Source organism: Sulfitobacter sediminilitoris (assembly GCF_010667575.1).
GTDB classification, from domain to species: Bacteria; Pseudomonadota; Alphaproteobacteria; order Rhodobacterales; family Rhodobacteraceae; genus Sulfitobacter; species Sulfitobacter sediminilitoris.
This window is the reverse complement of the sequence record NZ_JAABNT010000016.1, coordinates 37,193-48,096: the sequence shown is the minus strand read 5'-3', so window position 1 is coordinate 48,096 and position 10,904 is coordinate 37,193. Positions and strand designations below refer to the sequence as shown.

Here is a 10,904-nt window from a genome sequence, read left to right as displayed (position 1 = left end):
AAATATGCCAAAGATTCGTGTGAGTTAAATCATTGCGAACAGGCTAGCGGACAAAGGGGGGTCGGAATACAAGAAAATCAACATTGTCGGCGCAGCCGTTGACCAGAAATTCCGATCCTCAGAGTTTGATGGCGCAAACCGCCGGGGTCCAAGCGCCCATTTGGGACCATTCGCATGGGTCGGTCGAGTGGGCAAGCGGGCATATGGCTTGGTTTTCGGTGAGCGAAGTCGAAATCCCTGGGGCAAGTTCACCCGGCAGGGTGCAACTTCCTATGACAGATCTTGCATCGGCAGCGAAAGGCTCCGTCCGAGCGCAGAATGTCGCGGTCCGCGCTGCACGCGAGCGCCTTTCTGGTCAGGCTTAGGCTGCTTGCTGCGGTGCAGGAAAGATCTTGGCCAATTTCCGGAGGTTCTGGGCGGTGGCGGCGAGGAGGAATTCGTCGTTTGCGCCGCATGGGCCGCGTAATCGGAGTCGGCCCAAGCCAAGTATGCGTTTGAGGTGCGCAAACAGCATCTCGACCTTCTTCCGGAGCTTCATCGAGATGTCGTACTGGCGGGTCTTGGCGATGTCGCGGGCGACCTGGCGGGCGTCTTCATGTTCTTCGCGGGTGATCTTGCGGGCATCGGCATTTGGGCAGCACTTGGCTTTGGAAGGACAGACCTGGCAGACGTCCTTCAACGCGCGATAGCGCGCTGTACCCTTGCCGGTCGGACCGCGGTTCGGGTCGGAGTAGTTGCGCCGGAACTGCTTCAGAGCATGGCCTTCGGGGCAGATGTACTGGTCGTTCTCGGCATCCCACTCGAAGTCCGCCCGAGTCCATGTCCCATCATTGCGGCCGGACTTGTCGAAGACAGGATATGCGGCGCGATCTTGCGGTCCACCAGCCAGCCAAGCAACGGCCCGGTGCCGTAGGCGGTATCTGCAATAAGACGTTCGGGGTGCAGATTGAACCGTTCCTTCACCCGCTTTAGCATCGTCTTGGTTGATCCGACCTCGGCCTGTCGGATTGATCTGGTGGCTTCCATATCGACGATGACGCCATGGTCCGTGTCGATCAGGTAATTGTCGGAATAGCTGAAGAAAGCCGGGCCTTTGCGCGCTGCCGTCCACTGGCTGGCCGGATCTGAATGGGAGGTGAACTTGGGCTGCACTTCGCTCGCCGCCCCGAACGCGGCCTCATCCAGTGTGTCGAGATACTCGCGCACGGCGCGGGGTGCATCGGTTGGATCGATGCGCGCCGCGTCCCAGACTTCCCTCGGCGTCGAGTTCTGTTTGTTGGCATCCGCTTCGATCAGGCTGGCATCGATGGCCATGCGCTGGCCGCTGACCAGACCTTCTTCGATACACCGGGCGACAGTCGTCTCGAACAGGTGCCGCAGCAGTTCGCTTTCTCTAAACCGCCCGTGGCGGTTCTTGGAGAAGGTTGAATGGTCCGGCACCCGGTCGTTCAGATCGAGGCGGCAGAACCAGCGGTAGGCGAGGTTCAGATGCACCTCTTCACACAGACGTCGTTCGGACCGGATGCCGAAACAATACCCAACAAACAGCATCCGGAGCAGCAGTTCGGGATCGACCGATGGGCGGCCCGTGTGGCTGTAGAAGTCTGCAAGATGCGCGCGGATGCCGGACAAATCCACGAAACGATCAATCGACCGCAGAAGGTGATCCTGCGGGACATGATCTTCCAGCGAGAACTCGTAGAACAACGCCGCTTGCGCTTCTTGCTTCGGACCCATCATCGCCAATCCCTCCCGTTAGGACGAATTGAATCAGCGACCTACACTTCGATCAACCAGTAGTTTTTCAACAAAATACGCCGAAAGCGGCAGTTGAACTGATGCGAGCGAAGGGCCGGAAAGATGAAGATTTTCCAACGCGGGCCACCCAAACGGCCAAACTGAAACCTTGCGCCATGGCCCGCATCAGAAAATCTTCATCTCCTGGGACATCTGAGTAAGATGGTTAGATGGCCGCTTGAAGTCGGATAGCTGTCACTCAGCGCTGTTTGCACCCGGTACGAGGTCTGGTTTGACGTCTCGATGATTGGTTTCAAAACGAAGCGGGCGTTCGTCAGAAATCGGGCTACGACCGAGATGCGGGACAAATCGGCCGTCCGGCGGCGCCTGGACGTTTTGCTTTAGCGCTTTGAGCAGCTTCCCGGGTCGTGGTGTCCCAGCAAAGTTCTAGGTTCGTTGTAGCTGACTTGCTATCGTCTCATCCAAGGGTTCATTGGCGGAGAACAGAATGGCACTAAGAGCGCCTTCCAAAAAATCATCCGATTACAGAACAATTCTTACCGATAACCGGATTTGGGACACATTCGCGCTCCGCCAAGGAGATGTGATTGTCGCAACACCGCCCAAGTGCGGAACAACTTGGACACAGGCACTTGTGCTGTCGCTCCTGTTCGAAAAGCCCGGTATGGACAAGGTAATGAATGATCTGTCGGTTTGGCTCGATCCTGCATTCCGAGATCAACTCCCCATAGCTCGAATGTTCGAAGCTCAGAGCCACAGGAGATGCATCAAGACACACACGCCATTCGATGGCATTCCTTTCGATCCCGATTGCACTTACATCGCTGTCTACAGACACCCAATCGACGCTCATTTTTCGATGCGTCGTCACGTGGCCAACTTGCAGGAAGACCTGATCCAGGACAGATTCCCGGATGAGCCGTCAGCGTCATTCGCCCTGTTCCTTGGTGCGACCGACCGAGAGGAGATGGCCGACGGGATCACCCTTGAGGCCATCGTTCATCACTTCAAGTCCTTCAAGTCGAACATCCAACACTCCAACATACATATTTTCCATTATGCTGATATGCAGCGCGACTTGCTCTCTCATACGAGAAAGCTTGCTTCGGTTCTTGGCCTGGAAATTGACGATGACACTTTGGTCGCGATCAAAGACAGTATGCAGTTCGAAAGCATGCAAGCCAATGCGCGTGCAAGTGCTAGGCAAGACACTCAAAGGTCCGCAACCTTCAAAGACCCGGCTGCGTTCTTCGATAGCGCAAGTAGTCGAAAATGGGAAGGCAAGCTGTCCGAAAATGATCTTCGCGTATTTCATGAACGTCTTGCAGAGTTACTTCCGGAAAACGAAGCGCGATGGCTTCAGTCTGGCGGAGAGCTTCCTGCTTAAGACGCAGTTCTCTATATGGAATTTCAGATAACCACTCTGGGCTCGTTCGACCCATTCCTGGCACCTAGCACCAAGGTCCGCCGAGCGGGACGGAGCGGATAAGCGCTGATCACTTGGTCATTTGGCCACAACCAAACGACTCGGGATTGATCGCAAGCAAATCCACGGTGTTCGTTCGTGACAATGCGAGCTTCGAACAAAGCGCCTCAGATGGCAAATTGCCCGCGCGAATGCCGGTGAAACATTCCGAAAATCCCAGCTTTTTCCGAACATCGCGCAAAACCATGGCACCCAATAGCAACGCTATGCCCTCTCCGCGTCGCTTGGGGTCTGTCGAGAGCATACCCCACCACACCATTCCGCCCTTGTCGTGTTCGTCGTGAAACTGTGCGACGGCCGCGGCGGCTCCGACGACACGTCCTTCAGGGTCTTTCGCATAGAGGAATACGCTTGGCCGCTCGAAACCCCGCAGAAATGAGCCCATGGGAAGCAGCACATCGCAGTTCTGCGTGAGGTTATCGAGATTCGTTAAATCTTCCACCGAGGTCTCCGCAGTGACGGCACTGGCCTTCAGGTCAGCGGGCAAGCCACGATTGGCAAGAATTGCATCGGCAGCTTCGAACGTCCCTAAAGAGCCTTCCCAGTGGTCGTAGACATCCGTTACCAGTCCTGCGCTCTCCAATCCTGCGCGGCGCCTGGCAAGATGTTCCCGTGGCATCCCGTCGATTGGTGCGACCCCTTGCAAACGTGCAAGCGCTATCTGCTGTTCGAGATTGTGCTCGGAATAGTTTGCCAGCCCCACAACCCGACCGTGGCAGGCATAGTCGGGGATGTCCTGCAGCAGTTTCCAAAGATGGTCGGCACGCATTTGAAGGCGTTGTTGATCAGAGTTGCCAAAATACTCGGGGTCAAGGTCATCCATTGTGAAAGCGTTCAAGTGAACGTCAGTAGAGTCAAGGAAACCTTAGAGGATGAATGATAAAGATGGGCTGATTGTGTTGAAAAACTTTGTTTTCTCCAAAAAACGGTGAAAAACTTCGCCATAGAGCGCCAGTTGGAAATCTTGGCGAGGGGGTCGGCAAAATCAGGGCTTTGGCGATGTGTGCAGCTCTAAATGCCCTCTCCGTTCGAACAGTGCCAGCTTTTCCGATGCAACGGGTTTTGGCGGAAAAGCGAGAGTGCGGATCTTTCGAGTTTTTCAACACAATCAGCTCGTTCCAGCCGTTAGCTGCGCACGGCATTAAGGCCCGCTCAATAGGGCATTTCCGACCTTGGAATTCTCACTTTTGCTGATGCAGAAGCCCCTCGCTAGCGCCGCATCGAATTTGCGGCAACGCGGCGGATTTTTCCATTTGCGGACATTCAACGGCTCGGCTTCAGACAAATCCCAAAGTGATCCTTCGCCGCGTTAGAGACGGCCTAGCAAGGAGCGGACAAAGCAGAAATTGACGAAACCTTCCATCGCCTATCTGGAGTGCCCCATCTGACTTGGTCCACCGTTATGTTTAAGAAACGGAGGACAAAGAATGGCAAACAGGCGACACAAGCCAGAGGAGATAGTTCAGAAGTTGCGTCAGGTTGACGTGCTTGTTGGACAACCGAAAGCCGCAAGATAAAGCACAACGGACAAGACGAACAAAAAGCTCCCCTTTGGCGGCTTAACTCGTTTGCCCAAAATCCCTTGACTCTGACGGCCCCGTTACCGAAGTCCTGACCCTACGAAACCTTCCACAAACTCAAGGCGACTTGGGAACCATCGGTTGAAAATTCGCAAAAACCTGTTAGAAGAGAGTGATGAAGGCAATTTTGCATTTCTTAGCCTAACCTAGGTTACAGCCTTCTCGCCGTCGGGATTTCCTGACCATAGCCGAGAGGCAAAATTCGAAAAAAAATAAGTTCTTTGAGATTTCTGTTAGGGAATATTCGAGATGGCGTTACTCAAGCAAGGGTCAAAGGGCAATGACGTTAAAAAGCTCCAGACCGATCTGAACAAATCAAAAGCAACTCCAAAGCTTACCGTTGACGGCATATTCGGTCCGCTTACGGAAGCGGCGGTGAAGGATTTTCAAAAGAAGAACCGCCCGCTTAAAGTTGATGGGAAGGCAGGGCCAAACACGCTGGCCGAGCTGAAAGCGAAGTTGACGGGTCCCGTTGCGCCAAAGAAAATGAACTATACCCTCAAAACCAAGCGGATGGACTTCGAATTGACCGGCGCAACTCAGAAGATTTGGGTCCGGCAGTACTGGTCCTATGTCTTCAAGACAAAAGGCAAGGTCTCTAAGTGGACGTCAAAAGAAAAGAGTGACTTCCACAAAGAGACCGAAAAGATCATCCGCAAGGCCTGGGGTGGCAAGTTCATTCTGGAAGTATCCGGAACATCGGACTTCGCAAAATACTTCGCAGGAAAGATCTTTACGGTGCTTTTTGACGTCGATCCACGCAAGAAGGGGAAACACTGGACTGCAAAAATTGTCAAAATCCCCAAAGGGAGCTCGCTCGTTTCGAACGTGGTTTGGAGCAAGCAGGAAATCAACCTTGATACCGAAGATCTTCAGCCTGCGGATAAAGGTGCTGGTGGCGGCGTCAAAATGGATGTGGCCGCGCATGAGTTTGGCCATGCTATCGGCCAACCGGATGAATACAAATCCACAAGCTCCCACAAACATCACAAGAAATCGATTATGAACCGCGGCAACGAGGTGAAAAAAAGACATGCGAAGCATCTTGTTGAAGAACTCAACAAGATGATCCCTGACACCACGTTCTCGGTTAAGAGCGTGAAGTGATACATTCAGGTGCATTCATACTGGTGGCAGCCACTGTTGTCTCACTCATCTGTGCGACAGCGGTGTCTACTGCGGATAATTCAAAAGGGGGCATACAAATGGAAACGGGTCGTATTGGCGAGGAGATGATTGGCAAATCCTTCAGCGAGGCCGAACAAAAACTCGGCAAACCGATCCGTGAGGACCGATTTGAATTGGGAACGGCAGTGTTGGAGTTTCGAATTGAGTTGACCAACATTTTTGATGAGGTCCGCAGAGCTGAAAACCCACCGGACGTGCGTGAAGTGACATGGTCAATGTCGCCGGAGGAGAACCTGACACTTTGGTTTACACAGCCCAAGGCGGGGGCTGACTGGTTTGTTGTCCATTCGTATGTTTGGCATCCGGACGCTCAGTTCTGATCGTTATCTAACGGGTCGAAGCGACATGTTGGTTCTTGAACGAAGTCCCTGAATACCGGCGGAACCTTTTGCCAACTACGGTATCCATATCGCTGATCAGAGTTGCCAAAATACTCCGGGTCAAGGTCATCCAGTGTGAAAGCGTTCAAGTGAACGTCAGCACAGTCAAGGAAACCTTAGAGGATGAATGATAAAGATGGGCTCTCACCAGCCGATCGCTGCGCGCGTGACGAACGTCTGCTCCCGCGATATGCCGCCATTGGCTGCATCGGCCTCGAGCTGGCGGATCGTGCGAGTTTTCGATCGTCTAGCAATAGGTCCAATTGGCTCAATAGCTGGGAACCAGTCATTGGCTGGGCGGGCCAAGAATGTAAGTTGCGGCTGAACCCACAAACCGCCCGAGGGTCAGCTTCCTTCCACACAGCTTGCAAAGTATTCCTGTGCGCTCAGTTGGCCCCGCAGCAACGCTTGTACTTGCGGCCTGAACCGCAAGGGCAGGGGGCGTTCCGCCCGACTTTTGTTCCTTGATGGGGGGCTTGAGACTGATTTGCTGCAGCCCAAACCGGGAAGGGATCAGCAGTCCGACCAGATTTGGTCCAGTCGTTGATCGCCAAAACAAGGTTCGGGATGAGGTCCGGGGCTTCTTCTGTCAGCGCTTTGACGGAGGCTTTGGGGAGATCGCTCTGACCTTCGGCGATGTCATATAGCGCAAGCATCATGTTGACAGAGGCCGCCGCTTCTTCGTCGCCACTTTCAACGATGCGTTCCCAGGTATCCGGACGCAGCCTCATCGCGCGTTCAAAGCCGCAACACCAGGACTCCCAGAGGATTTCACCGGTCCTCCCATCTTTGTCATAAAGCGGGGCGTATCCCATTGCCGGTGGGGTCAGCGAACGCGCAACGTCGTTGTAGTGCCGCATAATGAGGTCCATCGCGGCCTGGATGTCCTCTAGTGTTTCCAGGTGCTCAGGGTTGTTCCCCCACACGCAGGGCAACCACTCCCCTGGCATGACCATTTCGGGGCACACAATCAGGCCTGCACAAAAGCCGTCAAATTCGCTAAGAAGCATGCCGTCGGTATCGATTGGCAAGGACAGCAGCAGGTCATCGAGTTGGTCCAGTTCATCGTCAGTCAGCATATGCAACGTCCAGTCTGCAAAAGCTCCCTAGAACCGCTCGACCCAGGGCCGCACGGCAACTTCGTTGGTCCAGGCACTTCTGTCCTGCTCGATCAGATGGCGGTAGGTGCGGGCAATGGCGTCAGGCCGCAGCATGGAGCCGGGTTTGTCCTCGGGCTCTGTCCGGCCGGGGTTCAGGATGCCACCGTCGATATTGATCCATGCGACGTGAATGCCTTGGGGATGCAGTTCTCGCGCCATGCTCTCGGCCAAGCCGCGTTGGGCGAACTTACCCATGGCAAAGGGCGCGGACTGGGGAAATCCTTTGACGCCCGCAGATGCACCCGTGAAGAGAATGGTGCCCCGTGTTCCGTTGGCCGGTTCCGCCTCCAGCATGTGCCTTGCCGCGTGCTTTCCAGCCAGAAAGGCGCCGATGGCCGTGACCTCTACAGCGTTGCGTACATCATCGGCAGACAACTCCGCAATTGGTCCGCGCACGCGGGCAGAAGGGTTGTAGATGACGACGCGGGGAGCCGCAGGGAGATTATCGAATAGTGCGGCAACCGCGTCTTCGTCGGTTGCATCCAGAAGAACCGTGCGGGCATCTGTCTCTTCAGCGAGCGCCATCATCTTGTCCCCACTGCGCGCGGCGAGCGTCAGTTCGTAGTCTGAGGCGAGGTTGCGCGCCAAAGCTGCGGACAGCCCGTCGCCAACCCCTATAACCACGGCATGCGGTTTGTTCATGAGATAATCCCTCCACTTGCACTGCAGGTGCTTGACCTCAGAACACCTATGAAATACCTCGTATCACGCCGAGCGGGCGTTGTGTAATGGTAAGACCCTTGCCTTCCAAGCAAGAGATGCGGGTTCGATTCCCGCCGCCCGCTCCAGAAGTCCATATCTGCCAGAAACGCTAAAAGTCTTGACGGCGCTGCTTCTACCCACCTGATATATAATGATATCCTGATGCGCTGCTCAGGTTCTCCTGGTTGATCGGAAGGCAAGGACACGGCTGGCGAGTGGATAATTTCTTGGCATCGGAACATCCTGTGACAGTCCAAGCGCTTGACCCCGGTCGAAAGCCGCGCCATCACCCCGGTGTTAGAATAAAGGACGACCCATGGCCCGCGCCCCAGCACCTGCCTACAAAGCCCCGGAAGAGCGGCAGAAATCCCGCCGTATCGGTGCATTGCGTGCGCTGGCTCCTTTCATGTTACCCTACAAGGTTTTGATAATTGCCGCCGTCATGGCGCTGGTGCTGACCGCGATGGTATCTCTTACACTGCCGCTTGCCGTGCGCCGTGTGGTGGACAATTTCGGCACTGAAGACCCGCATTTGCTGGATCAGTACTTCTTGGCAGCGCTTGCCATTGCCGGGCTCTTGGCCGTCGGCACTGCGCTGCGCTACATGCTCGTCACTCGTCTGGGTGAACGTGTAGTAGCTGACATTCGCAAAGCTGTTTTCAATCGGGTCATCGGGATGAGCCCGTCGTTTTATGAAAAGATCATGACCGGTGAGGTGCTCAGTAGGATTACTACCGACACGACGCTCATCCAGTCGGTCATCGGCTCGTCCGTGTCGATCGCCTTGCGCAACGCTTTGATTTTTATCGGGGGTCTGATCCTGATGCTGCTCACATCGGGCAAGCTGTCCGGTCTTGTGCTGTTGATTGTGCCTGCTGTGATCGTGCCCATTCTGACGCTGGGCCGCCGGATGCGGGTGATCAGCCGCGAAACACAGGACTGGATCGCCGCGTCCTCTGGCAATGCCTCTGAAAGCCTGTCAGCGGTGCAAACCGTACAGGCCTTTACCCACGAGGCGGCAAGCCGCACGCAGTTTTCTGATATTACCGAAGCTTCCTTTGACGCGGCCAAGCGGCGGATCAAGATCAGGGCACTGATGACGACCATCGTGATCTTCCTGACATTCTCCGGGATTGTCGGCGTCCTTTGGGTCGGGGCGCGTGATGTGCGGGCAGGGGACATGTCTGCCGGTGCGCTCGTGCAATTCGTAATCTACGCAGTCATGGTAGCCGGTGCTGTCGCAGCGCTGTCGGAAATCTGGGGCGAATTGCAGCGTGCTGCAGGGGCAACGGAACGCCTTGTCGAATTGCTGCAAACGGAAGACACGGTTCAGGATCCCGATCAGGGGCGGTCCCTCGACACGCCCGTGCGTGGACAGATCAGGTTCGAAGATGTGCATTTTTCCTATCCGGCACGTCCTGAAACGGCCGCGCTTGACGGCGTCGATCTTGAGATTCTGCCCGGCGAGACGGTGGCATTCGTCGGCCCCTCTGGCGCGGGTAAGACTACGATCATACAGCTGATCTTGCGGTTCTATGATCCTGCTTCGGGTCGGATCACACTGGATGGTGTCGACCTGCGCGATCTGGCGCGGGCCGAATTCCGTCGCGCGGTTGCACTGGTTCCCCAAGACCCGATTATTTTTGCAGCCAGTGCAGCCGAAAACATCCGGTTCGGCAGGCCTGACGCAACAGACGAAGAAGTGCGCGCAGCAGCCAAGGCCGCCGCGGCGCATGAATTTATCGAGGCGCTGCCAGAAGGCTATGACAGCTACCTCGGCGAACGTGGCGTGATGCTATCGGGCGGGCAGAAACAGCGCGTTGCGATTGCGCGGGCAATCTTGCGCAATGTCCCCGTCTTGCTGCTGGATGAGGCCACGAGCGCGCTCGATGCGGAAAGCGAACGCGCCGTGCAGCAGGCCGTGGATAAGTTGAGCGCAGACCGTACCACCCTGATCGTGGCGCACCGTCTGGCGACGGTGAAAAAGGCGGACCGCATCATCGTGTTGGACGCCGGTCGTGTCGTGGCCAGCGGTACCCATGACGAACTGGTATCAAAGGACGGTCTTTATGCACGCCTTGCCCGGCTGCAATTCACCGATGGGATTGCTGCCGAATAATTCCCCCTTTTGTTTTTCCTGCGCCGTCGCGCATACTGATTTCGAACCAATTCAATAGGGAGATCCAAAATGGGTTTGTGGAGTTTTGTTAAAGGGGCCGGCAAGAAGGTCTTTGGCGGGGATGATGACGCAGAAGTCTCTGGTGCTGCACTATAGGACGAACTGAAAGACCTCGGTCTTGACGCAGAGGGTCTCGACATCACGGTTGAGGGCGATCAGGTGAAAGTCAGCGGCAAAGCTGTCAGCCAGGAGATGAAAGAGAAAGTCATCTTGGCTGTTGGTAATGTCGAAGGCGTTGCTGCGGTAGAGGACAACATTGAAGGCGGTGAAGGTGAACCCACATTCCACACCGTTGAAAAAGGTGACACGCTTTGGGCGATTTCGGAAAAGACACTTGGAAATGGCTCGCGCTACAATGAGATTTTCGAGGCGAACCGCCCGATGCTGAGCGATCCCGACAAAATCTACCCCGGTCAGGTTTTGCGGATCCCTGTGTCCTGAAACAGTCTTATTGCCCCCATTTTGTCAGGC

The 10,904-nt window shown here is 55.4% G+C and carries 7 protein-coding genes, 1 tRNA gene and 2 pseudogenes; 6 read left to right on the top strand and 4 right to left on the bottom strand.

Annotated features, from left to right (window positions below):
- Positions 1 to 361: 361 nt before the first annotated feature.
- A pseudogene (locus GV827_RS19115) lies at positions 362 to 1,740 on the bottom strand (IS1182 family transposase).
- Between the two features lie 505 nt (positions 1,741 to 2,245).
- Here GV827_RS19115 and GV827_RS19110 point away from each other — a divergent pair.
- Positions 2,246 to 3,145, top strand: a complete 900-nt coding sequence (locus GV827_RS19110; protein ID WP_235930450.1) for a sulfotransferase domain-containing protein — start codon at positions 2,246 to 2,248, stop codon at positions 3,143 to 3,145.
- Positions 3,146 to 3,254: 109 nt separating this feature from the next.
- Here the strand turns inward: GV827_RS19110 and GV827_RS19105 are convergent, their stop codons facing one another.
- Entirely contained in the window at positions 3,255 to 4,067 is an 813-nt protein-coding gene (locus GV827_RS19105) for a GNAT family N-acetyltransferase (protein ID WP_164355418.1), read from the bottom strand.
- Positions 4,068 to 5,073: 1,006 nt separating this feature from the next.
- Between GV827_RS19105 and GV827_RS19100 the strand changes: the two genes are divergently transcribed.
- Together GV827_RS19100 and GV827_RS19095 are read left to right on the top strand one after the other, a co-directional pair.
- Positions 5,074 to 5,931 carry a peptidoglycan-binding domain-containing protein gene (locus GV827_RS19100; protein ID WP_164355417.1) on the top strand — a complete coding sequence of 286 codons (858 nt, stop codon included), beginning with the start codon at positions 5,074 to 5,076 and terminating at the stop codon, positions 5,929 to 5,931.
- Between the two features lie 23 nt (positions 5,932 to 5,954).
- The gene (locus GV827_RS19095; RefSeq protein WP_204325978.1) at positions 5,955 to 6,332 is read left to right on the top strand and encodes a hypothetical protein; all 378 of its coding nucleotides are present in this window, start codon (positions 5,955 to 5,957) and stop codon (positions 6,330 to 6,332) included.
- Positions 6,333 to 6,778: 446 nt separating this feature from the next.
- Here the strand turns inward: GV827_RS19095 and GV827_RS19090 are convergent, their stop codons facing one another.
- Both GV827_RS19090 and GV827_RS19085 read right to left on the bottom strand, forming a co-directional pair.
- A complete protein-coding gene (locus tag GV827_RS19090) occupies positions 6,779 to 7,471 on the bottom strand; it encodes a UPF0149 family protein (RefSeq protein WP_164355415.1) in 693 nt (230 codons plus the stop codon).
- A 27-nt stretch (positions 7,472 to 7,498) separates the two neighbouring features.
- Positions 7,499 to 8,194: an SDR family NAD(P)-dependent oxidoreductase gene (locus GV827_RS19085; RefSeq protein WP_164355414.1), complete on the bottom strand. Its 696-nt coding sequence runs from the start codon at positions 8,192 to 8,194 to the stop codon at positions 7,499 to 7,501.
- Positions 8,195 to 8,266: 72 nt separating this feature from the next.
- Between GV827_RS19085 and GV827_RS19080 the strand changes: the two genes are divergently transcribed.
- From GV827_RS19080 to lysM, 3 genes and pseudogenes are all read left to right on the top strand, one after another.
- Positions 8,267 to 8,340, top strand: a tRNA-Gly gene (locus GV827_RS19080).
- Positions 8,341 to 8,570: 230 nt separating this feature from the next.
- A complete protein-coding gene (locus GV827_RS19075; protein ID WP_164355413.1) occupies positions 8,571 to 10,373 on the top strand; it encodes an ABC transporter transmembrane domain-containing protein in 1,803 nt (600 codons plus the stop codon).
- A 69-nt stretch (positions 10,374 to 10,442) separates the two neighbouring features.
- Positions 10,443 to 10,874: pseudogene (gene lysM / locus GV827_RS19070) on the top strand (peptidoglycan-binding protein LysM).
- Positions 10,875 to 10,904: the final 30 nt, after the last annotated feature.

Coding starts and splice junctions, on each gene's coding strand:
- GV827_RS19110 (WP_235930450.1), top strand. CDS start 2,246: ATGGCACTAAGAGCGCCTTCCAAAAAATCATCCGATTACAGAACAATT.
- GV827_RS19105 (WP_164355418.1), bottom strand. CDS start 4,067: ATGGATGACCTTGACCCCGAGTATTTTGGCAACTCTGATCAACAACGC.
- GV827_RS19100 (WP_164355417.1), top strand. CDS start 5,074: ATGGCGTTACTCAAGCAAGGGTCAAAGGGCAATGACGTTAAAAAGCTC.
- GV827_RS19090 (WP_164355415.1), bottom strand. CDS start 7,471: ATGCTGACTGACGATGAACTGGACCAACTCGATGACCTGCTGCTGTCC.
- GV827_RS19085 (WP_164355414.1), bottom strand. CDS start 8,194: ATGAACAAACCGCATGCCGTGGTTATAGGGGTTGGCGACGGGCTGTCC.
- GV827_RS19075 (WP_164355413.1), top strand. CDS start 8,571: ATGGCCCGCGCCCCAGCACCTGCCTACAAAGCCCCGGAAGAGCGGCAG.